Annotated in this window: 19 protein-coding genes; 7 read left to right on the plus strand and 12 right to left on the minus strand. The window is 70.6% G+C overall.

The features are described 5' to 3' along the window. Window positions 1-2 precede the first annotated feature (2 nt). Genes CWN80_RS12675 through typA form a run of 4 tightly spaced genes read right to left on the minus strand, consistent with a single transcriptional unit; the run spans window position 3 to window position 5,050 of the window. A complete protein-coding gene (locus CWN80_RS12675) occupies window positions 3-491 on the minus strand; it encodes a flavin reductase family protein (protein ID WP_040880411.1) in 489 nt (162 codons plus the stop codon). Next, a complete protein-coding gene (gene mshB, locus CWN80_RS12680; RefSeq protein ID WP_007923771.1) occupies window positions 488-1,396 on the minus strand; it encodes an N-acetyl-1-D-myo-inositol-2-amino-2-deoxy-alpha-D-glucopyranoside deacetylase in 909 nt (302 codons plus the stop codon). The genes CWN80_RS12675 and mshB overlap by 4 nt, the downstream gene beginning before the upstream one ends. Beyond that, window positions 1,393-3,141 (minus strand): ABC transporter substrate-binding protein, encoded by a 1,749-nt coding sequence (locus tag CWN80_RS12685; protein WP_007923772.1) that lies wholly within the window; start codon window positions 3,139-3,141, stop codon window positions 1,393-1,395. The genes mshB and CWN80_RS12685 overlap by 4 nt, the downstream gene beginning before the upstream one ends. A 13-nt stretch (window positions 3,142-3,154) precedes the next feature. Next, window positions 3,155-5,050: a translational GTPase TypA gene (typA, locus tag CWN80_RS12690; protein WP_007923773.1), complete on the minus strand. Its 1,896-nt coding sequence runs from the start codon at window positions 5,048-5,050 to the stop codon at window positions 3,155-3,157. 238 nt (window positions 5,051-5,288) lie between these two features. On the opposite strand from typA, the gene CWN80_RS12695 reads away from it, so the two are divergent. The 5 genes from CWN80_RS12695 to CWN80_RS12715 all read left to right on the plus strand — a co-directional run bounded on the left by CWN80_RS12695 (window position 5,289) and on the right by CWN80_RS12715 (window position 11,242). After that, on the plus strand, window positions 5,289-6,944 hold the full coding sequence (locus CWN80_RS12695; protein WP_007923774.1) for an ABC transporter substrate-binding protein: 1,656 nt from the start codon (window positions 5,289-5,291) through the stop codon (window positions 6,942-6,944). Between the two features lie 89 nt (window positions 6,945-7,033). After that, a complete protein-coding gene (locus CWN80_RS12700) occupies window positions 7,034-8,038 on the plus strand; it encodes an ABC transporter permease (protein WP_007923775.1) in 1,005 nt (334 codons plus the stop codon). After that, a complete protein-coding gene (locus CWN80_RS12705; RefSeq protein WP_128277393.1) occupies window positions 8,035-9,042 on the plus strand; it encodes an ABC transporter permease in 1,008 nt (335 codons plus the stop codon). The genes CWN80_RS12700 and CWN80_RS12705 overlap by 4 nt, the downstream gene beginning before the upstream one ends. A gap of 5 nt (window positions 9,043-9,047) precedes the next feature. Further along, window positions 9,048-10,091, plus strand: a complete 1,044-nt coding sequence (locus CWN80_RS12710; protein ID WP_040880420.1) for an ABC transporter ATP-binding protein — start codon at window positions 9,048-9,050, stop codon at window positions 10,089-10,091. Next, complete coding sequence (locus CWN80_RS12715; RefSeq protein WP_007923778.1) at window positions 10,088-11,242, plus strand: ABC transporter ATP-binding protein; 1,155 nt, start codon at window positions 10,088-10,090, stop codon at window positions 11,240-11,242. Before CWN80_RS12710 ends, CWN80_RS12715 begins: the two co-directional genes overlap by 4 nt. A 75-nt stretch (window positions 11,243-11,317) precedes the next feature. Here CWN80_RS12715 and CWN80_RS12720 read toward each other — a convergent pair whose 3' ends face one another. The 6 genes from CWN80_RS12720 to malQ form a co-directional block, all read right to left on the minus strand. After that, window positions 11,318-12,454: an ABC transporter ATP-binding protein gene (locus tag CWN80_RS12720; protein ID WP_007923779.1), complete on the minus strand. Its 1,137-nt coding sequence runs from the start codon at window positions 12,452-12,454 to the stop codon at window positions 11,318-11,320. Then, window positions 12,447-13,454, minus strand: coding sequence for an ABC transporter ATP-binding protein (locus CWN80_RS12725; protein ID WP_007923780.1), 1,008 nt, complete (start codon window positions 13,452-13,454; stop codon window positions 12,447-12,449). Before CWN80_RS12725 ends, CWN80_RS12720 begins: the two co-directional genes overlap by 8 nt. A 19-nt stretch (window positions 13,455-13,473) precedes the next feature. Next, window positions 13,474-14,463: an ABC transporter permease gene (locus CWN80_RS12730; protein ID WP_007923782.1), complete on the minus strand. Its 990-nt coding sequence runs from the start codon at window positions 14,461-14,463 to the stop codon at window positions 13,474-13,476. Further along, a complete protein-coding gene (locus CWN80_RS12735) occupies window positions 14,456-15,385 on the minus strand; it encodes an ABC transporter permease (RefSeq protein ID WP_007923784.1) in 930 nt (309 codons plus the stop codon). The genes CWN80_RS12730 and CWN80_RS12735 overlap by 8 nt, the downstream gene beginning before the upstream one ends. Window positions 15,386-15,554: 169 nt before the next feature. After that, window positions 15,555-17,150 carry a peptide ABC transporter substrate-binding protein gene (locus CWN80_RS12740; RefSeq protein ID WP_238148235.1) on the minus strand — a complete coding sequence of 532 codons (1,596 nt, stop codon included), beginning with the start codon at window positions 17,148-17,150 and terminating at the stop codon, window positions 15,555-15,557. Between the two features lie 304 nt (window positions 17,151-17,454). Continuing rightward, window positions 17,455-19,578, minus strand: a complete 2,124-nt coding sequence (gene malQ, locus CWN80_RS12745; protein WP_051987773.1) for a 4-alpha-glucanotransferase — start codon at window positions 19,576-19,578, stop codon at window positions 17,455-17,457. 59 nt (window positions 19,579-19,637) lie between these two features. Here malQ and CWN80_RS12750 point away from each other — a divergent pair, with 59 nt between their 5' ends. Both CWN80_RS12750 and CWN80_RS12755 read left to right on the plus strand, forming a co-directional pair. Continuing rightward, the gene (locus CWN80_RS12750; protein ID WP_007923789.1) at window positions 19,638-20,558 is read left to right on the plus strand and encodes a pirin family protein; all 921 of its coding nucleotides are present in this window, start codon (window positions 19,638-19,640) and stop codon (window positions 20,556-20,558) included. Window position 20,559: 1 nt separating this feature from the next. Then, the gene (locus CWN80_RS12755; protein ID WP_007923790.1) at window positions 20,560-21,258 is read left to right on the plus strand and encodes an alpha/beta fold hydrolase; all 699 of its coding nucleotides are present in this window, start codon (window positions 20,560-20,562) and stop codon (window positions 21,256-21,258) included. 3 nt (window positions 21,259-21,261) lie between these two features. Here the strand turns inward: CWN80_RS12755 and CWN80_RS12760 are convergent, their stop codons facing one another. Then, a complete protein-coding gene (locus CWN80_RS12760; protein ID WP_007923791.1) occupies window positions 21,262-22,173 on the minus strand; it encodes a universal stress protein in 912 nt (303 codons plus the stop codon). A 41-nt stretch (window positions 22,174-22,214) separates the two neighbouring features. Beyond that, window positions 22,215-22,667, minus strand: a complete 453-nt coding sequence (locus CWN80_RS12765) for a deoxycytidylate deaminase (protein WP_007923792.1) — start codon at window positions 22,665-22,667, stop codon at window positions 22,215-22,217. Between the last annotated feature and the right edge of the window lie 27 nt (window positions 22,668-22,694).

The raw sequence follows: 22,694 nt of genomic DNA on the forward strand, positions 1-22,694 counted from the left end.
CGTCACCTCGTGGTCGTGTAGCGGCTGCGGTAGTAGATCAGTGGATCATCTCTGCGGGCATCGGCGCTGCTCGACACGACCTCGCCGACGACGATCGTGTGGTCGCCGGCCTCGTGCAGGGCGTGCGTGCGGCACTCGAGCGTGGCCAGCGCGTCGTCGACGAGCGCGACCCCGAGCTCACCGCGGTGGTGCGGGACGCGCGAGAGCTGCCCCTGCAGGGGACGCCCCCCGGTGCTCAGCCAAGTGGCGGCCGGCCGGCCCGCCGTCGGCATGATCGAGACCCCCCAGACCCCGGACGAGAGCACGGCGTCGTGCCACCCGCTGTCGTTGCGGACGCACACGAGCACGAGCGGCGGCTCGAGCGAGACGGAGGTGACCGAGTTGGCGGTCATCGCGTGGTCGTGCCCGTCCTCGAGCGTCGTCACGACCGTCACCCCGGTGGCGAAGTGGGCCATCGCGTGCCGCAGGCTCGTCGGGGTCACCCCGCTCATCGGCGGGCCACCAGCGGCGGGCGCGCCCCCGCGACCGTGGCGGGCACCGGCTCGCCGGTCGCCGGGTCGAGGCGGGCATAGCCCTCCCGCCCGGACAGCCGGGCGGCGATGTCGTTGGACAGGGCGTAGGTGTCGCGGGGTCCGAGCGTGACCTGGGTGCGGTGGTGCCGCAGCGCCGCGGTCTGCCGCTCCACGGCGCTCGCGTCGACGACGGCGTGGGTGACGACCGCGTCGTCCACGACCGAAGGGGGGAAGTCGCCCGTGGGCAGGGCCCACCCGAGCCCGCGCACCTCGTCGGTCACGGCCAGGACCTCGCGGTCCTCCCGGGCCCACGAGCGTGGGGTGAAGGTGCCGAAGAGGGCCGGTCGACCGTCCTCGGGCAGGCCGGCCACGGCACGGCGGGTCACCTCGTGGGTGCGGATGTGGTCGGGGTGGGCGTAGCCGCCCTGCGCGTCGTAGGTGATGACGAGGTCAGGGTCGACGGCGGTGACGACGGCGGTGACGGCGGCGATCGCCTCGGCGTCGTCGGAGCGCACCCAGCAGCGCGGGTCCGCCGCGCTCGGCGTGCCCGCCATGCCCGAGTCGCGCCACCGCGACAGGCGGTCGGGGCCCTCGCCGAGCACGGTGCTGCTGCGCACGCCAGCCGTGGCCATCGCGCCCCGCAGCTCGTCGCGACGGAAGGCCCCGAGGGTGTCCTCGCGATCGGCCGCCAGGTGGGCCAGCTCGGCCGGGATGACCTCGCCCTGCTCCCCGAGGGTGCAGGTGAGCACGTGGACCTCGTCGCCGGCGGCGACGTGGTGGGCGATGGCCACGCCCGTGGCCAGCAGCTCGTCGTCGGGGTGGGCGTGGACGAAGAGGAGGCGAGCGGGCCTCCCTTCGACGACCACGGGTGCGGCCGCCGTCATCGCGAGACCCCGATGACGCCCATCTCGGGCACCCCGCCGTAGACGGGGTTGCCGACGAGCGAGCTCACCTCGGAGCCGGCCACGTACGTCAGGCGACTCTGACGAAGGGGGACGTACACCGCGTCCTCGAGCAGGCCGGTGTCGATGGCGGCCCACCGCTTGGCGCGGGACTCGCGGTCGCGCACGCGGGCCGCGCTGTCCATCGCCTCGTTGACGTCGTCGTCGGCAAACATGCCGTAGTCACGGCCGACCGAGTCGCCGCTGAGGTTGACGCGGTCATCGAAGAGGGCGGGCAGGACCGTCACGGCCGCCGGGTAGTCGGGGCCCCAGTTGGCCCACACGACGTCGTACTTCGCGGCGACCGAGCGCTGCTCGACCCGGGTGAAGTAGTCGTCGCCGAGGGCGGTGAGGGTGACCTCGAAGCCGGCCTCCTCCCAGCCCTTCTCGAGGCCCTGCATCGCCGCGTCCATCGTGCCCCCGCCGCGGTAGGCCACGGTGATCTTCACCGGCTCGTCGACCTTCGCCGCCTCGAGCTGGCGGCGTGCCTTGGCCGTGTCGCCGGACGGCCCGTGGTCGCTGACACTCGGGTGCGCCGACGGCAGACCGGCACCGAGCAGCGACCACGTCGGCGTGCCCGCGCCGGCGCCGCGGGCCTCGTTGTAGGCCTGCCGGTCGGTGGCGGTGGCGAGGGCGCGGCGCACCGCCGTGCTCTTCATCGGCGCACTGCGCGTGTTGACGGCGAGGTAGTCGACGAGCTGCCCGTCGACCTCGACGCTCTGGGCCGTGTCGCCGGCCTCGTCCAGCACCGGACCGAGCACGGTGGGCATCGGGTCGAGGGTCAGCGTGCGGGCGCCGTCCTCCCCCGAGACGATCGTCTCGAGGGCGTCCTTGGGCTCGACGCCCTCGCGGTGCAGGATGCTCCTGGGCCCGGCCGAGCGCAGGGGGTCGGAGTCCTCGTCCCACTCCGCATTGCGCACCCAGGTGCCGCCCTTGCTCGGGGTCCACGCGTCGGAGAGCTTGTAGGGGCCCGACGAGAAGGCCTCGTACGCGGCGTCGTCACCCTCGCGCGACTGCTTGTACGGCGCGAACTCGGGCAGCGAGACGACCTCGTCGAAGTTGCCGACCGGCTGGTCGAGGTGGAAGACGACGGTCTCCTTGTCGGTGCACTCCACGGCGTCCTCGAGGAGGGCCCGGGAGGCCTTGGAGGTCCCTCCCTTCGCCAGCGGGCCGGGGTAGGCGGAGGTGCCGTCCTTCTTCTTCGGGATGTCGAGGTAGGTGAGGGCGTACCCGCTCGACGGGACCCGCGGGTCGAAGGATCGGGCCACGCCGTAGCGCACGTCCGCGCAGGTGATGGCCGATCCGTCCTGCCAGCGGATGCCCTCACGCAGCGTGAAGGTCCACGTGCGGCCCCCGTCGCTCGCGACGCCGGGGGTCGTGGCCAGGTCGCCCCGCAGCTTGCGCTGCGCCGCGAGGTTGACCTCGGGCTGGTATGCGGTGAGGGTGCGCATCCACGTGCGCGACGCGAAGCCGGCGACCTGGCGCTGGGTGATCCGCTGCGGGTCCCAGGCCTGGACGGGGCCCGTCGAGAGCACCGTCAGCCGGCTCTCCGGGCCGCTGACCCGACCCGAGCCGGACGACCCGGAGCCGGACGCGCCGCCCTCGGAGTCGTCGGTGCAGGCCGACGCACCCGCCACCAGGGCGAGTGCGCCGACACCGCAGATGAGACCTCGACTGATGCGCCGCATCGGCGCTCCCCTCTCAGGAGTTGCGAGCCTTGGAGGCCGCACGAGCGCGCAGGTTGGCGTCGAGCTCGACCTTGCGGATGCGGATCGCGTCCGGGGTGACCTCGACGCACTCGTCCTCGCGGCAGAACTCGAGCGACTGCTCGAGGCTCAGCTTGCGCGGCGGCACGACCTTTTCGAAGTTGTCGGCCGACGACGCGCGCACGTTCGTCAGCTTCTTCTCCTTCGTGATGTTGACGTCCATGTCGTCGGCGCGCGAGTTCTCGCCGACGATCATGCCCTCGTAGACCTCGGTGCCCGGCTCGGTGAAGAGCGAGCCGCGCTCCTGCAGGTTGACCATCGCGTAGGAGGTCACCGGGCCGGAGCGGTCCGCGACGAGCGAGCCGGAGACGCGGGTGGTGATCGCGCCGAACCACGGCTCGTAGCCCTCGAAGATGTGGTGCGCGATGCCGGCGCCGCGGGTCTCGGTGAGGAACTCGGTCCGGAAGCCGATGAGGCCGCGCGAGGGCACGAGGAACTCCATGCGGATCCACCCGGTGCCGTGGTTGGTCATCTGCTCCATGCGGCCCTTGCGCGCCGCGAGGACCTGGGTGATCGCGCCGAGGTACTCCTCGGGGGTGTCGATCGTCAGGCGCTCGACGGGCTCGTGGACCTTGCCGTCGATCTCCTTGGTGACGACCTGCGGCTTGCCGACGGTCAGCTCGAAGCCCTCACGACGCATCTGCTCGACGAGGATCGCGAGCGCCAGCTCGCCACGGCCCTGGACCTCCCAGGCGTCGGGACGCTCGGTCGGGAGCACCCGCAGCGACACGTTGCCGATGAGTTCCTTGTCGAGACGATCCTTGACCATGCGGGCGGTGACCTTGGTCCCCTTCGTCGGGCCACGGCCCACGAGCGGGGAGGTGTTGGTGCCGAGCGTCAGCGAGATCGCCGGCTCGTCGACGGTGATGACCGGCAGCGGGATCGGGTTGTCCGCGTCGGCGATCGTGTCGCCGATCATGATCTCCGGGATGCCGGCGATGGCGATGATGTCGCCGGGGCGCGCGGCGCCCTGGTCGAGCGGCTTGCGCTCGAGGCCCTCGGTGATGAGCAGCTCGGTGATCTTGACCTTCTCGGTCGACCCGTCGTGGCGGCACCACGTGACCTGCTGCCCCTTGCGCAGCTCGCCGTTGAAGACCCGCAGGAGGGCGAGGCGGCCGAGGAAGTTGCTCGAGTCGAGGTTGGTGACGTGCGCCTGGAGCGGGGCGTCGTCCTCGTAGGACGGGGCCGGGATCGTCTCCATGATCGTCTTGAAGAGCGGCTCGAGGTCGTCGTTGTCCGGCAGGGTGCCGTCCTCGGGGCGGGTCAGGCTCGCCGCACCGGCCTTGCCGGAGGTGTAGACGATGGGGAACTCGATCTGGTCCTCGTCCGCGTCGAGGTCCATGAAGAGCTCGTAGGCCTCGTCGACGACCTCCGCGATGCGGCTGTCGGGACGGTCGACCTTGTTGATCGCGAGGATGACCGGCATCTTCGCCGCGAGCGCCTTGCGCAGGACGAAGCGGGTCTGCGGCAGCGGTCCCTCGGAGGCGTCGACGAGGAGGACGACACCGTCGACCATCGACAGGCCGCGCTCGACCTCACCACCGAAGTCGGCGTGGCCGGGGGTGTCGATGATGTTGATCGTCACGCCGTCGGGGGCACCGTGCGCCGCGGCCGACGGGCCGTTGTAGTGGATCGCCGTGTTCTTGGCGAGGATGGTGATGCCCTTCTCGCGCTCGAGGTCACCGGAGTCCATCGCCCGCTCGTCGACGTGGTCGTGCTCGCCGAAGGCACCCCCCTGCCAGAGCATCTGGTCTACGAGCGTGGTCTTGCCGTGGTCGACGTGGGCGACGATGGCGACATTGCGGATGTCGCTGCGGGAGATCAAGGGCATGGTCGCGATCATCTCAGCCCGCGGGGCCAAGCCCCAAATGCTGCGGGAGCCGCGTCGGCCCGGAGGACCTGCGGCCACACCGGTCTCACTCCGATAAAGGTCCTCGTCCAAGCGGCCCCTGACCGCACGTTGCGACTAGATTGCCCGCCAACCCCTGTGTGCGGTGGATCACCATCGCGCCGGTGGGCGACCCACCCCGGCAGCCTCGCCGGGGCCGGCCCGACCAAGCGAGGAACACATGTCGATGAGGAAAGCAGCCCCGCTGGCCGCTCTCGCCGCGACCGCACTGACCCTGAGTGCCTGCGCGCAGAGCGACCGGGACGACTCGGGCTCCGGGGGTGACACCGGGGGGACCTTCACCTTCGGCGCCGCGGGCGCTCCCGAGGTCTTCGACCCCTTCTACGCCACCGACGGCGAGACCTTCCGCATCACCCGCCAGATCTTCGAGGGCCTCGTCGAGGTCAAGCCCGGCAGCGCCGAGCTCGGCCCCGGCCTGGCCGAGTCCTGGGAGCCCTCCGAGGACGGCAAGACCTGGACCTTCACCCTCCGCGAGGGCGTGAAGTTCTCCGACGGCGAGGCCCTCGACGCCGACGCCGTCTGCGCCAACTTCGAGCGGATGGCCGACCAGAACGAAGCGGCCCAGTCCGGCCCGGCCGAGTACTGGAGCACCGCGATGGGCGGCTTCGGAGACGACGCCCTCTACGACGGCTGCGAGGCCTCCGACGCCAAGACGGTGGTCCTGAAGGTCAAGTCGGCGACCTCGAAGTTCCCCGCGATGCTCTCCCTCTCCTCCTTCGCCATCCAGTCGCCGAAGGCGCTCGAGGAGGGCAAGGCCAACGACGTCAAGACCCAGGGTGAGGGCTTCGTCTACCCGGAGAACTCGGAGAAGCCCGTCGGCACCGGCCCGTACGTCTTCGACAACTACGACAAGGCCAACAAGACGGTCACGATCAAGCGCAACGACGACTACTGGGGTGAGAAGGCGAAGAACGCCCAGATCACCTTCAAGATCATCCCCGACGAGTCGACCCGCCGGCAGGAGCTCGAGGCCAACAGCATCGACGGCTACGACCTGCCCAACCCGGTGGACTGGAAGGGGCTGGAGGACTCGGGCAACAAGGTCGAGATCCGCGACCCCTTCAACATCTTCTACATCGGGCTCAACCCCGAGGCCAACCCCAAGCTCAAGGACGTCAAGGTCCGTCAGGCGATCAACTACGCCATCGACCGTGAGGGCCTGGTCAAGTCGCAGCTGCCCGAGGGCGCGACCGCCGCGTCGCAGTTCATGCCCGAGACGGTCAGCGGCTACAACAAGGACCTCAAGCCCTACGCGCACGACGTCGCCAAGGCCAAGAGCCTGCTCAAGGAGGCCGGCGCGGAGGGCATGACCCTCCAGTTCGCCTACCCGAGCGAGGTCTCCCGCCCCTACATGCCCAACCCGCAGAAGCTCCACGAGGCGATCAAGAACGACCTCGAGGAGGCCGGCATCAAGGTCGAGGTCACGACGAAGCCGTGGAACGGTGGCTACCTCGACAACGTCGACGCCGGCAAGTACGACGCCTGGCTGCTCGGCTGGACCGGTGACTACGACTCCGCCGACAACTTCATCGGCACCTTCTTCGGCAACGCGAAGCAGAACGACTTCCACTCCGTCGCCGGCGGCTACGGCAACGAGCTCGCCAAGGAGCTCAAGGAGGCCGACGCCACGGTCGACGAGGAGGAGCGCGCCACGAAGTACGAGGAGATCAACAAGAAGATCGCCGAGGAGTACGTGCCCGGCGTGCCGGTGTCGCACTCCCCGCCGGCCCTCGTGGTCAGTGAGGACGTCGACGGACTCGTCACCTCCCCGCTGACGGCGGAGAAGTTCTCCACCGTCTCCGTGGGCGGCAAGTGAGTCCCGCCCGCAGGTGACCTCGTGACGGGGCCGCCTCGACCACTCGGTCGGGGCGGCCCCGGTCCGCGATCCACGTCAGGAGCGCATACGTGCTGAAGTTCATCATCCGCCGACTGCTGCAGCTGGTCGTCGTCCTCTTCATCCTCTCCGTCCTGCTCTTCGCCTGGCTGCGCGCGCTGCCCGGCGGTGTCGTGTCGGCGATGCTCGGCGAGCGGGCCACCCCCGAGTCGCGGGCGGCCCTCACCGAGGCCTTCGGCCTCGACCAGCCCCTGTGGGTGCAGTACGGCAAGTTCCTCTCCCGCGCCGTCCAGGGGGACTTCGGCGTCTCGACCGCCGTGCAGCCGGGCACGCAGTCCACCGAGATCCTCATGACGCGCCTGCCGGCGACCATCGAGCTGAGCATCGTCGCCCTGACGATCGCCCTCGTGCTGGCCATCCCGCTCGGCTACCTCGCCGCCCGCAAGCGCGCGAGCCTGCTCGACAACCTCTCCATCGTCGGCTCGCTCATCGGCGTTGCGGTCCCCGTCTTCTTCCTCGCCTTCCTGCTCAAGTACGTCTTCGCGATCGAGCTCGGCTGGCTGCCGGTCTCGGGTCGGCAGGAGGTCGACGCCACGCGGGTCACCGGCTTCTTCGTCCTCGACGGGCTGCTGACCCGCGAGTGGGACGCCTCCTGGGATGCACTCAAGCACCTGATCCTTCCCGGCATTGCCCTGGCCTCGATCCCCTTCGCCATGATCTTCCGCATCACCCGCGCCTCGGTGCTCGAGGTCCTCGACGAGGACTTCGTCCGCACGGCCCAGGCCAAGGGCCTGAGCCACCGCGTCGTCCGGGGCCGGCACGTCATGCGCAATGCCCTGCTGCCCGTCATCACCGCGGTGGGCCTGCAGGTCGGCGCGCTCCTGGCCGGCGCCGTGCTCACCGAGACCGTCTTCAACTTCGGTGGCATCGGGGAGGCCCTGAAGATCGCCTTCTCCGAGCGGGACTACCCGGTCCTGCAGCTGCTCGTCTTCGTGGCCGCCCTGACCTACGTGCTGGTCAACCTCCTCGTGGACATCCTCTACGCCGTCGTCGACCCCCGAGTGAGGACCCGATGAGCCCCTCCGACCCCGACAAGACCCCCCGCCGCGGGCTGGGCGCGCGCCGCAAGGAGCGCATCGACGAGCTCGCGGCCACGAGCGGCACCGCGACGGCGACCGTCGACGAGGCCGGCACCATCGAGGACACCGGTGGCGTCGGGCTCGTGGCCTCCGCGTGGGCCCGTCTGCGCCGCAACCCGATCTTCCTCATCGGCCTCGGCATCACGACGCTCTTCGTGCTGCTCGCGATCCTCGCCCCCGTGCTGGCGCCCCACGACCCGGCCTCGTGGATCCTCAAGGACCAGATCTCCCAGCAGACCAACCCGATCCCCGACCCGCAGCCCGGTCACCCCCTCGGCGGCGACGACAAGGGGCGCGACCTGCTCTCACGCCTGCTCGTGGGCAGCCAGCAGACCCTCTTCGTCGGCGTCTGCGCCACCCTCATCGGCCTCGCCGGTGGCCTGGTGCTCGGCACCATCGCCGGCGCCTTCGGCGGATGGGTCGACTCGGTGATCATGCGCCTCGTCGACGTCATGCTCTCCATCCCCTCGCTGCTGCTCGCCGTCTCGATCTCGGCGCTCGCGACCAACCCCAGCCAGTGGACGGTCATCATCGCCGTCGCGATCGTGCAGATCCCGATCTTCGCCCGACTCCTGCGCGGCTCGATGCTCGCCCAGCGAAGCAAGGACCACGTCCTCGCCGCGCGCGCCCTCGGCGTCAAGCGGTCGGCCATCGTGCTGCGGCACATGCTGCCCAACTCGCTCGGCCCGGTCATCGTGCAGGCCACACTGGTGCTCGCGACGTCGATCATCGACGCGGCCGCGCTGTCCTTCCTCGGCCTCGGCAACCCGGACGACAGCTCGCCCGAGTGGGGCCAGATGCTCGGCCAGGCGCAGCGCTACATCTACGACGACCCCCACCTGGCCTTCTACCCGGCGGCGTGCATCATCGTCGTCGCGCTCGGCTTCACCCTCATGGGTGAGTCGCTGCGAGAGGCCCTCGACCCCAAGAGCCGCAGGTGACCCGCATGACCACGTCCCCCACCTCCCGCCGGCCCGAGCCGCTGCTGTCCGTACGCGACCTGTCGGTGACCTTCGGGATCAAGCACGGCACCCCCTTCCGCGCCGTCGACGGTCTGAGCTTCGACGTGCGGCCCGGCCAGACCGTCGGCCTCGTCGGCGAGTCCGGCTGCGGCAAGTCGGTGACCTCGCTGGCGATCATGGGGCTGCTCCCGGCCCGCGGCAACCAGGTGTCCGGCACCGTCACCTACGGCGGCGAGGACCTGCTCTCGCTCTCCGACAAGGAGATGCGCGGCAAGCGGGGCAAGGACATCAGCATGATCTTCCAGGACCCCCTGTCCTCCCTCAACCCGGTCGTGCCCATCGGGCGGCAGGTCACCGAGGTCCTCGAGCGGCACAAGGGCATGTCCAAGAAGGAGGCGATGCCCCACGCCCGGGAGATGCTGCGCAAGGTCGGCATCCCCGACCCCGACCGCCGCCTCAAGGACTACCCGCACCAGCTCTCCGGCGGCATGCGCCAGCGCGCGCTCATCGCCATGGCCCTGGCCTGCGAGCCGCGTCTGCTCATCGCCGACGAGCCGACGACCGCCCTCGACGTGACGATCCAGGCGCAGATCCTCGCGCTGCTGCGCGAGCTCGTCGAGGAAACCGGGACGGCGCTCATCATGATCACCCACGACCTCGGCGTCGTCGCCGGGCTGTGCGACGAGATCAACGTCCTCTACGGCGGGCGCCTCGTCGAGCGCGCCGACCGTCACGACCTCTTCGCCGAGCCGCGCCACCCCTACACCTCGGGCTTGCTCGCGAGCGTCCCCAGCCTCGACGGCGAGCGGGGCGGCCGGCTCAACCCCGTGCCCGGCTCCGTCTCCGACAACCTGCCGTGGACGAGCGCGTGCGCCTTCGCGCCCAGGTGCGCCAACGCGACCTCCGAGTGCCGCGAGTCCACCCCTGACCTGTCCGTGGCGGGAGGTGGCCGCGCGCTGCGGTGCTTCCACCCGACGTCCGGCACGCCGTCACCCGCCGAGGACGCCACGACCCAGGAGGCCCGATGACCACCGACACCACCCCTGCCGAGGCGCCGCTCACCACCGACGACGTGCTCGTCGACGTCCGGGGCATCAAGGTCCACTTCCCCATCACCAAGGGGATCATCTTCGACAAGGTCGTCGGCCACGTCCACGCGGTCGACGGCGTCGACCTGCAGATCCGCCGCGGCGAGACCTACGGCCTCGTCGGGGAGTCAGGCTGCGGCAAGTCGACGCTCGGCCGGGCGATCCTCCACCTCGAGCCGCCGACCGACGGCACGGTGACCTTCGACGGCGAGCCGATCTCCACGCTCTCGGGCGAGGCGCTGCGTCGTCGGCGCAAGGACCTGCAGATGGTCTTCCAGGACCCGATGGGCAGCCTCGACCCGAGGCAGAGCGTCGAGGCGCTGCTCGTCGAGGGCATGCGCGCCCACGGCATCGTCAAGGACGCCAAGGAGGCCCAGCCCCGGCTGCGCCAGCTGCTCAGCGACGTCGGTCTGCCGCCCGCGGCCCTGAAGAAGTACCCCCACGAGTTCTCCGGCGGCCAGCGCCAGCGCATCGGCATCGCCCGGGCGCTCAGCGTCAACCCCGAGCTGATCGTCGCCGACGAGCCGGTCTCCGCGCTCGACGTCTCCGTGCAGGCCCAGGTCATCAACCTCATGTCCGACCTGCAGGAGGAGTACGAGCTGACCTACCTGGTCATCGCCCACGACCTGTCGGTCGTGCGGCACATCTCCGACCGGGTCGGCGTCATGTACCTCGGCGGCATCGTCGAGGAGGCCCCGGCCGACGACCTCTACGCCACTCCCCTGCACCCCTACACGCGTGCGCTGCTGTCCGCGGTCCCGGTCCCCGACCCCGTCGTCGAGGACTCGCGCGAGCAGATCCTGCTCAGCGGGGACCTGCCCTCGCCCGCCAACCCGCCGAGCGGGTGCCGATTCCACACCCGCTGCCCGTGGCGTCAGGAGACGCGCTGCGACACCGAGCGACCGGAGCTGCGGGTCGTGCAGATCGGCGGCGCCGGTGACGGGCACAAGGTCGCCTGCCACTGGGCCGAGCAGATCGAGTTGGGCGAGCTCCAGCCGCACGCCGTCACGGCACAGATCGACGAGACCGGGGCCGAGCTCGCCGCGGACGCCGAGGCCGAGCGTCTGACGGGGGACCTCCCCTTCGCCTGACGTCCGTCGCAGCCCGCGCATGACGAAGGGGGGGCGCCCACCAGCTGGTGGGCACCCCCCTTCGTCGTACGTCGGTCAGGCTCCGGCCGTCGAGGTGTCCGCCGAGGCGCCACCCTCGACCGCGCCGGCCTGTCCGGCGGCCACGGCGTCGGTGCGGTCGACGAGACCCTGCCCGGCGAAGAGACCGTGCTCCTCGGTGACGACCTGGGTGTCGACGATGACGCGCGGCTCGGCGAAGTGGCAGCGCGAGGGGTGCTCCCCCGAGCCGTCGGTGCGCAGCTCGAGCAGCGGCGTCTCGGTGCGGCAGATGTCCTGCGCCTTCCAGCAGCGGGTGTGGAAGTGGCAGCCCGCCGGCGGGTTGGCCGGCGAGGGCACATCGCCCTGGAGGACGATCTGCTCCCGCTTGCCCCGCAGCGTCGGGTCCGGCACGGGCACCGCCGACAGGAGGGCCTGCGTGTACGGGTGCGTCGGGCGCGAGTAGATGTCGTCCTCGTCGCCGATCTCGACCATGCGGCCGAGGTACATGACCCCGACCCGGTCGGAGATGTGGCGCACGACCGACAGGTCGTGGGCGATGAAGATGTAGGACAGACCGAGCTCGTCCTGCAGCTTTTCCATGAGGTTGATGACCTGCGCCTGCACGGAGACGTCGAGCGCGGAGACCGGCTCGTCGCAGATGAGCACCTTGGGGTTGAGCGCGATGCCCCGGGCGATGCCGATGCGCTGACGCTGACCACCGGAGAACTGGTGCGGGTACCGGTTGATGTGCTCGGGGTTGAGCCCGACGAGCTCGAGCAGCTCCTGCACCCGCGCCCGACGACCGCCCTTGGGCACGACGTCGGAGTGGATCTCCAGCGGCTCACCGACGATCTCGCCGACGGTGCGCCGCGGGTTGAGCGAGGTGTAGGGGTCCTGGAAGACGATCTGGATGTCACGCCGCAGGCGGCGCATGTCGGCGCCGGACTGCGCGTACATGTCGACGCCGTCGAAGTCGACGGTGCCCTCGGTCGGCTCCTCGAGCCGCATGAGCAGCCGACCCAGGGTCGACTTGCCGCACCCGGACTCACCGACGATGCCGAGCGTCTCGCCCTTGTACAGCTCGAAGTCGACACCGTCGACGGCCTTGACGTGGCCGACGGTCGTACGGAGCACGCCACCCTTGATCGGGTAGTGCTTCTTCAGGCCCTGTGCCTTGAGGATCACCTCAGACATCGAGCACCTCCTCGCTGAAGTGGCAGGCCGACTGGCGCTGCGGGCCGACGTCGAGCAGCTCGGGCCGCTGCGTCGAGCAGATGTCCTGCGCCATGACGCACCGGGGGTGGAAGGCGCAGCCGGAGGGGATCCGGGTGAGGTTCGGCGGCAGACCGCCGATGGCCGAGAGGGTCTGCCCCTTCTGGTCCAGACGCGGGATCGACTCGAGCAGACCCCGGGTGTACGGGTGGGCGGGCCGAGCGTAGATGTCGCCCACCTCGGCCCGCTCGACGATCCGCCCGGCGTACATGACCGCGATCCGGTCGGCGACGTCGGCGACGACACCCAGGTCGTGGGTGATGAGGATCAGACCCATGTTGAACTCCTCCTGCAGCTCCTGCAGGAGGGCCATGATCTGGGCCTGCACCGTCACGTCGAGAGCCGTGGTCGGCTCGTCCGCGATGAGGACCTTGGGGTTGAGCGCGATGGCCATCGCGATCATGATCCGCTGGCGCATGCCCCCGGAGAACTGGTGGGGGTAGGCCTTGACCCGCTCCTTGGCCGCGGGGATGTTGACCCGCTCCATGAGGCGGACCGCCTGCGCGTAGGCATCGGACCTGTTCATGCCCTGGTGCACGCGGAACATCTCACCGATCTGCCACCCGACCGGGAAGACCGGGTTCAGCGAGCTCAGCGCGTCCTGGAAGACCATCGAGATCTCCGGGCCACGCAGGTGGCGCCGGTGGTCCTCCGGCATCGTCAGCAGGTCGTTGCCCTTGTAGAGGATGCGACCGCCCGGGATGACCGCCGGGGGCATGTCGAGGATGCCCATGATCGCCTGCGCGGTCACCGACTTGCCCGACCCCGACTCGCCGAGGATGGCAAGCGTCTCGCCCTCGTCGAGGCTGAAGTTGACGCCGTTGATCGCCTTGGCCACGCCCTCCCGGGTGTGGAACTCGACGTACAGGTCGTCGACCTCGAGCAGGTGCTCGCCCGTCGACTGTGTCGTCTCAGTGCTCATGTGACTACTCACCTTGCTCTCAGCGGCTCTTCGGGTCGAAGGCATCACGCACGGCGTCGCCGAGCATGATGAAGGCCAGGACCGTGATGCTGAGGAAGAGGGCCGGGAAGAAGAGGATGTGCGGCGACGCCCGAAGGGGAGTCAGCCCGTCGTTGATCATGACGCCCCACGACACGGTCGGCGGCCGCAGGCCGATGCCGAGGAAGGACAGCGTCGCCTCCGCCGCGATGTACGAGCCGAGGTTGATCGTCGTGACGACGATGGCCGGGGCCATGGCATTGGGCAGCACGTGCCGGCGGATGATCCGCATCGGCGAGGCGCCGAGCGCCCGGGCGGCCTGCACGTAGTCGTTGGGCTTGACCTGGATGACCGAGCTGCGCATGAGGCGCATGAGGCTCGGCCAGCCGAAGAGGACGAAGACGAGCACGACCTGGATGACCACGCCGAAGTAGCCCTGGATCGGGATCCCCCAGATCTCCTCGGTGTCGCGCAGCGAGGACAGGAAGATGATGCCCGAGAGCAGCAGGGGGATGGCGAAGAAGATGTCGCCGAGGCGGCTGATCAGGGTGTCGACCAGGCCGCCCACGTACCCGGCGAGCAGGCCGAGGAAGGAGCCGAGGACGAGCACACCGAAGGTCGCGAGCACGCCGACGAGGATCGAGGCGCGGGCGCCGTAGACGACGCGGGTGTAGATGTCCTGGCCCTGCACGTCGGTGCCGAACCAGTGCTCCCCGCTCGGCGACTGGCGGGCCTTGCTCAGGTCGTTGAACCTCAGGTCGTAGGTCGTGAAGAGCGACGGCCAGATGGCCATCAGCAGGAACATGAGGATGAGCAGGCTCGAGATCCAAAAGAGCGGGTTGCGACGCAGCGAGACGAAGGCGTCCGCGGTCAGCGAGCGTGAGGGGCCCTCGGCCGCCTCGGCGATCACGGCCGTCCGGGTGGTCGTGGCGCCGGCCTCGTCCTGGCCCGGCTCCGGGGCGGCGTCCTGCGCCGTGGTCTTGTCAGTCATTGCTGATCCTCGGGTCGAGTGCGCCGTAGAGGAGGTCGACGAGCAGGTTCATCAGGAGGTAGACGATGACGAGCGTTGTCACCGCCCCGACGACCGCGATCCCGTCACGGTTGCGGATCCCGGTGAAGATGTACCCGCCGACGCCGCTGACGTTGAAGATGCCCTCGGTGACGATCGCGCCGCCGAGGAGGGCGCCGAAGTCGTAGCCCATGAAGGTGACGACGGGGATCATCGAGTTGCGCAGGGTGTGCACGCCGACGATGCGCCCCCGACTCAGCCCCTTGGCCTTGGCGGTGCGCACGTAGTCGGAGCGGATGTTTTCGGAGATGTTGGTCCGCATGAGGCGGGCGATGTACGCCAACGAGGTCGACCCGAGCACCATCGCCGGCATGATCAGGGCGACGAAGTCCGGATCCTTGCCCGAGGCGAGCGCGGGGAAGATCTCCCACTTGAGGCCGAGGAAGTAGCGGGCGGCGAAGCCGATGACGAAGATCGGGACCGAGATGACGAAGAGGGTGCTGACGAGCACGAGGTTGTCGATGAAGCCCCCCTTGCGCAGTCCCGCGAGGACACCCGCGATGATGCCGATGACGCCCTCGAAGACCAGCGCCATGACGGCCAGCTTGGCGGTCACCTGGAAGCGCTCACCGAGCTCCTTGGCCACGGGGATGCCGTACTGGTTCTCACCCAGGTCGCCCTGGACGACGTTCTTGGCGTAGTAGCCGTACTGGACGATCAACGGGTCGTTCAGGTGGTACTTCTCGTTGAACTTCTCGACATAGGCAGCCGGGCAGGGCCGCTCGCCACACTTGCCGGCCGTGGGGTCACCCGGCATGGCGAAGACCATGGCGTAGATCAGGAACGTGGAAAGGATGATCACCGGGATCATCTGGAGCAATCGTCGAACGATGTACTTGCCCACGTGCACCTCCTCATGGAACTGGTACGCACCTCAGGCCCGGGGTGCCGGGAGAGGGTAACTCACTGTGTGCGACCCCGCCGCAGACCATTGGCGGGAGTGCACGCCACCGGCCGGCCATCGCGAAGGTGATGGCCGGCCGGGGTCGTGCTGAGTCAGCCGTGGGGCTGGGTCACTCCTTGACGGTGATGGCCGCCAGGTCCGGGTTGCCGAAGGGGGTCGCCTGGACGTTGTCGACCTTCTCCGACCAACCGATGATCGTCTTGCCGTACCACGTGGGGATGGTGGTGAACTCCTTGGCGATCATCCCCTCGGCCTCCTGGTACAGCTTGTTGGCCTCCTCGGGGGTCTCCGCCGCACCGGCCTCGCGCATCTTCTTCTGGAAGTCCGCGTTGTCGTAGGCGTAGTAGTTCGAGCCAGCGCCCTTGCCGTAGATCGGGGCGAGGTAGTTCTCGATGGACGGGTAGTCCATGACCCAGCCCATGCGGAACATGCCCTTGAGCTCGTCGTTGCCGAGCTGCGTCAGCATGGTCTTGAAGTCGACCGCCGGGGTGGCGACGCAGTCGATGCCGATGGCCTTGTTGACCGAGTTGCAGACCGCCTCGGTCCACTCCTTGTGGCCGCCGTCACCGTTGTAGGTGAGGGTCAGCTTGCCGTCGTAGCCGCCGCCCTCCTCGAGGAGCTGCTTGGCCTTGGTCGGGTTGTACTCGCAGTACTCACCGCAGGCGCCCTCCTTGTAGCCGTCGACGATCGGGGAGACCCAGCCGGTGGCCGGGGTCATCGCGCCGTTGAAGATCTGCTTGACGATCGTCGGCCGGTCGATGGCCATCGAGATGGCCTGGCGGACCTTGACGTTCTTCAGCTTGGTGTCGACGTGGTAGTTCATGCCGATGAACTGGAGGGTGGAGTTCTCCTTCTCCAGGTACCGGCCCTCACCGAGGTCGTCCTTGAACTTGTCGTCGACGAGCGCGCTCGCCGGGATCTGACGGACGACGTCGACCTCGCCGGCCTGCAGCGCGGTGTACTCGGCGTCGGCGTCCTGGAAGATCTTGAAGGTGATCTTGTCGGCCTGGCCGCCGAACTCACCGGCGTAGTCGTCGAACTTGCTGACGACGATCGACGAGTTCTCGTCCCAGGAGTCGAACTTGTACGGGCCGGCGGCGACGGGCTTCTTGCCGAAGGCCTCCGGGTCGTCGAAGAAGGAGTCGGGCTGGGGAGCGAAGGCCGTGTAGCCCAGACGCAGCGGCAGGTTGGAGACCGGCTCGGTGGTCTTGATGGTGAAGGTGTGGTCGTCGACGACCTCGAGGCCGGAGAGCTCCTTGACCTTGGACTTCGGGTCGGAGACCTCGTCGTAGCCCTCGACCGGCTCGAAGAAGTAGCCACCCTGCTGGCCGTTGGGGCCGAAGGCGGTGTAGTTCCAGGCGTCGACGAAGTTCTTCGCCTTGACCTCGGTGCCGTCGTGGAACTTGTAGCCCTTCTTGATCTTGACCGTGAACGTCTTGTTGTCCTCGGTCTCGATCGACTCCGCGATGTCGTTCTCGGGCTCGGCCGTCTCGGGGTTGTAGTGGACCAGCTTGGCGGTCAGGACGTCGAGGACGTCACCACCACAGGTCTCAGCGGTGTTGCCCGCGACGAGCGGGTTCTCCGGGTTGCAGCCACCGGAGACGATCTCGCCACCCGGGCCGCCGCCCGAGCCGCTGTCGTCGTCGCTGCTGCCACCGCACGCGGTCGCGAGAAGCGCGGCCGCGGAGATGCTGGCGATTGCCATCGCGCGAGACTTCACTCGCATGGAGGTCCTCCTACGTCAAGCCGCCGGGAAAGGCGGGTCTAACGGCTTTCCCGATCGTCCGGGTCCACCCCTGGGTGCAGCGCGGTCCGCGACTGCACGAGCCATCAAAAACCACCCTGCGGCGGTTGACCACGACCCCGTGTGCTGTGAGACACAACTGTGACTCTTCGGTGACCACCCCGGCACCCCTCGCAGGAGATGCAGGGTTAACCCTCACGGCCGGGAAACCTTGCGGCTGGAGCCACGGATCCCGACAATCCGGGGTGGTCCTGTGCCTGCCCGGTCACCCGCGCGCAGGACCTGCCACGACGTCCTCGAGGCTCAGCGGCCGACGGTCCGGTCCGGCGAGCGGCAGCCGCCAGTTGGGGTACTCCTCGTCGGTGCCCGGCTGGTTGATCGCTCGGACGTCGCCGACGAGGTCGGTCAGGGCGATGCCGCGCAACCGGGCCGGGGTCAGCTCGAGCCAGCGGTGCAGTGCCGCGACGACGTCGGCCACCTCGGCATCGGCGGTCTCGAGCAGCCCCCGCTCGGCGAGGGCCTCGCGCACGGCCTGCACGCTCGCCGCCTCCGCAGCCCGCTCCTCGTCGACGGGTCGGGTCAGCAGCCCGAGCCGCTCGCGCAGGTCGACGTGCTCGAGGGCGAGGTAGCCCGCGCTCGGCGGCAGGTCGTGGGTGGTCACCGTCGCCAGGCACAGCTCTCGGTAGTCCTCCGGCGGCAGCGGGCGCCCGTCGGCACCCCACTCGAACCACACGACGCTCGTGCCGAGGATCCCCCGCTCGACGAGGTGGTCCCGCACCCACGGCTCGACGACACCGAGGTCCTCGCCGATGACGACGGCGCCGGCGCGCTGCGCCTCCAGGGCAAGTATGCCGACGAGGGCCTCGTGGTCGTAGCGCACGTAGGCCCCGTCCCCGGGGGTGTGCCCCTCCGGCACCCACCACAGCCGGAAGAGCCCGATGACGTGGTCGATCCGCAGGCCGCCGGCACCGGCGAGCACCCCACGGAGCATGTCGCGGAAGGGGGCATAGCCCAGCTCGGCGAGACGGTCCGGCCGCCACGGCGGCTGGGACCAGTTCTGCCCGAGCTGGTTGAACTGGTCGGGCGGGGCGCCGACGTCGACCCCGCGGGCGAGGGCATCACCGAGAGACCAGGCGTCGGCCCCCTCGGGGTGAATGCCGACGGCGAGGTCGGCCACCAGCCCGATGCCCATGCCCGCGTCACGCAGCCGCTGCTGGGCCTCGGTCAGCTGGCTGCGCACGACCCACTGGACCCACACGACGAAGGAGATCTCCCCGCGGTGGGCAAAGCGGTGCGCCTCGACGGCGGGCGAGGTCGGGGTGTGCAGCTCCTCGGGCCACTCGCTCTCCCACAGCGAGCCGTGCTCGGCAGCCAGGCTGCACCACGTGGCGAAGTCGACGAGCGCCTGCCCCTCACGCGCATGGAGGCGGGCCACCTCGTCGGCCTGGCGTGGCCCGAGGTGACGGTAGGCGAGGCGCAGCGCCGCCCCCTTGAGCGCCCACGCCGCGTCCCGGTCGATGGTGTCGGCCGCGTTGAGCCGGGCCGCCCGGTCGGCGAGCGTCTCGACCTCCTCGCGCACGGGCGCCGGCAACAGGTCGAGGCCGGGCAGCCGGCGCAGGTCGATGTAGATCGGGTCGACGAAGCGGCGTGACGTCGGGAGGTACGGCGAGGGCTCCATCGGTGGCACCGGCTCGGCCGCGTGCATCGGGTTGACCAAGACGAAGTGCGCGTCGTGCTCCCGTGCCGTCCACTCACCGAGCGCCACGAGGTCGCCGAGGTCGCCGATGCCCTGGCTGCCGGCACTGCGCACCTGGTACAGCTGCGTCATCAGGCCGGCGCGCGGCGCCTCGCGCAGGACCGCGGGCAGCTCCAGTCGCTGCGGGACGGTGACGAGGGTCGCCTGCTCCGTCCCCTCGACGAGCGGCACCTCCGGCCGGGCGAGGAGCTCGTGCCACCCGAGCGGGAGGTCGGCCGGCAGCTCGAAGGCCGCCTCGCCCACGAGGACCCCGTCGACCTCCCGGGGGTCGACGACGTGCTCGACCTGCACGAGGTCGCGACGTCCACCCCCTTCGAGCTGGACGTGGACCGTGACGGCGCTGCCGTGCGGGACGTGGACGAGGAGGCGAAGGGGGTCCCCCTCGCGCTGGACGACGGTCGGGGGCAGCGTGCGTCGCCACGGGGCGGTGCGGACCCGCTCGAGCGCGGTCGCCGTCGCCGCGTCGTCCGTGACGTCCTCGCCCATCGCCTCCAGCACCGCCCGCAGCGCGCTGCCCGGGACCCGACGGTGCTCACCGCGCCAGTCCCACCAGTGGGCGTCGACCCCCTTCGCGGCGGCCAACTCCTCCAGCAGCCCGCGGGGCTCCTCCGGGGCGTGCGTCTCGTCGCTCACGTGGCCAGCCTTCAGCAGCGGGGCCACCCGTGTCCACCGGGGCGGGTAGCGTGAGCGCGATGGACGACGTACAGCTCCTGGCGCCGCGTGAGGTGCCGCTCGGCGGGCCGCGCGCGATGACCGTGCGGCGCACCCTCCCCTCCCGGCAGCGCAGCCTCGTCGGCGCCTGGTGCTTCCTCGACCACTACGGCCCGGACGACGTCGCCGCCACCGGCGGCATGGCCGTGCCCCGCCACCCCCACACCGCGCTCGCGACGGTGTCGTGGCTCTTCACCGGGGAGATCGAGCACCGTGACTCCACGGGTGCGCACGCGATGGTCCGACCCGGTGAGCTCAACCTCATGACCGCGGGCCGCGGCGTGAGCCACTCGGAGTTCTCCACCCCGGCGACGAGCGTGCTCCACGGCGTGCAGCTGTGGTTCGCGCTGCCGTCGAGCGCGCGCGACGAGGAGCCCTCCTTCGTCCACCACGTGCCCGAGCCCATGTACGTCCCCGGCGGCGTCGCCCGCGTCTTCCTCGGCGAGCTGCTCGGTGTCCGCTCCCCCGTGCGGACCCACACCCCGATCACCGGCGCGGAGATCCTCCTCGACGCCGACGCCGAGACCCTCGTCGAGGTCCCGGCGGGCCACGAGCACGCCCTCCTGCTCGACGAAGGCGACGTCACCGTCGACGGCACCGCGCTCGAGGCGGGAGAGCTCGGCTACCTCCCGACCGGACGCCGCAGCTTCACGCTGCGCTCGGCACGTGGAGCCCGCCTCGTCCTCATCGGCGGTGAGCCCCTCGGCGAGCAGATCGTCATGTGGTGGAACTTCATCGGCCGCAGCCACGACGACGTCGTCGCCGCCCGCGACCGCTGGATGGCCGAGATCGGCCGGGAGCCGGTCGAGGGCGAGGAGCGCTTCGGACCCTTCCCCGACGGGCAGCCGGCCGCCCTGCCCGCCCCGGCCCTGCCGGGGGGTCGGCTGCGGGCGCGGGGCTGACATGGGTCTGATCAACGCACCGTCCGCCCGCGTCGTCTTCATCCACGGGCGGGGCCGCAGCGGGCCGAGCGCCTGGCCGCTGCTCGCGGAGGCAGGCGCTCCCGAGCACGTCTTCCTCGAGCGCACCTGCCCGGCCGACCAGCCCGAGCGCGACGCCGACCGGGCCATCGACGCCCTCGAGGGGCGCGGCCACCTCGTCGGCCACTCCTACGGCGCGGTCACCGCGATGCTCGCCGCGCAGCGCCGACCGGACCGGCTGCGCAGCCTGGTCCTCATCGAGCCCGCCTGTTACGACGTCGCCCGCGGTGGTCGTGGGGTCGAGCGGCACATCAGCGCCATGGCCCAGGTCTTCGCCGTCGCCGACGACCCGAGCGTCGACGGGCGAGAGTTCTTCCGACGCTTCGCCGCCGGCATGGGCGCCCCTGACCCGGAGGTCGACGACGGCACGTGCGACGCGGTGGCCGCCCGAATCCGGGCGACGCCGGCGCCGTGGGAGATCTCGCTGCGGGCCGATACCCCGCGCCTCGTCCCGACCCTCGTCATCACCGGGGACGGCTCACCGATGTACGCGGAGGTCGCCGCGGCCCTCGAGGCCCAGGGCGCGACCCACCTCCCGCTGCCCGGCGCCGGTCACCGACCCCAGGACACGCCCGAGGGCGCGGCGGCGATCACCGACTGGGTGGCGCGGCACGGCCGCTGAGCCTCACTGCCGGTGGAGCACCGCCACGGGGCAGGTCGCGAGCGCCAGCACCCGCTGCGTGACGGACCCGAGGAGCATCCCGCGGAACCCGCCCCGGCCGCGCGAGCCGACGAGGAGCAGGTCGGCCCCCTCGGCGACCTCGACGAGCGAGTCCGCGGCGCGACCGTGGCGCACCTCGACCGTCACCTCGATCTCGGGGTGGGCCCTGCGGGCCGCCTCGATCGTCGACTCGGCCATCCGGCGGTAGCGGCTGTCGACGGCCTCCCACTCGGGGGTCCCCGGCTCGGTGACGACGACGCCACCCTCCACCTCGACGTTCCACGATGTCACCGTCGTCACGGTGCGCCCCCGCAGGGCGGCCGCGTCGAGGGCGTGGTCGAAGGCCAGGCGGCTGTGCTCGCTGCCGTCGATGCCGACGACGACGCGCCCGTCGCCCTTCGTGCTGGCATTGTCGGGCACGAGCACGACGGGGCAGGGGGCGTGGGCGACGACGCTCATCGACGTCGTGCCGAGCACGATCCGCTCGGCACGATTTTTGCGGGCGGACCCGACGACGAGGACCCGCGCGCCCTGGGCGCTCGCCATGAGGGCCCCCGACGGCGAGCCCGTCGGCAGCGCCGTCGACACGGGGAGGCCGGGGTGGGTCGACTCGACGTGCGCCCTGGCGTCGACGACGACGCGCGTCGACTCCTGCTCGACCCGGTCCACGATCTCGGGGCTGGTCAGCAGCTCACCGTAGGCGGACAGCGGGGTGCCGAGGTCGACGGCGTGGACGAGGTGGAGCGGCGCGGAGAGCGCCGCGGCCTCGGCCGCGGCCCAGTCGATGACTGCGGCGTCCCGGTGGCTGCCGTCGAGGGCAGCCACCACGGCGCCGGAGGGTGTCGGGGTGTCGTGGGTGCTGGCGTCGGTGCTCATGCCCCATTGTCCCCACGAACCCCCACCGCGTGAAGGGGGGGTCAGCGCCAGTCCGTCAGACCGGGCCGGTCGTGGCTCCCGCCGGGCCAGACCGCCCGCACGATGCCGGCCGCGGCGAGGGCCTTGCGGCACCCCGGGCAGGGCGGGTCGGTGATGTAGGCCGTCGCGCCCTTGGTGTCCCGGGTGGAAAACAGGAGCGCGTTGACCTCCGCGTGGATCGCGATGCAGAAGCCGGGCGTCCCCGGGCGGTCGTAGTCGCCGAGGCCCGGCACGGCGTCGTAGTCGAGCTGCCCCCTGGGGCAGGCTCCCTCGAGGCAGTCGGCCTCGCCCGGGGCGGCGCCGTTGTAGCCGGTCGCGATGATCCGGTGGTCGATCGTCAGCACGGCACCGACGCGGCGGCGGGTGCACTTGGCGCGGGCGGCGACAGCCGTGGCGATGCCGAGGAAGTAGTCGTCCCAGCTCGGCACGCTCGTGGTCGGGGTCTCGTCGGGCACGGACCGATCCTAGGCAGACCGGGCCCG

The sequence above is a fragment of the Janibacter hoylei PVAS-1 genome, from assembly GCF_004025845.1.
GTDB lineage: Bacteria > Actinomycetota > Actinomycetes > Actinomycetales > Dermatophilaceae > Janibacter > Janibacter hoylei.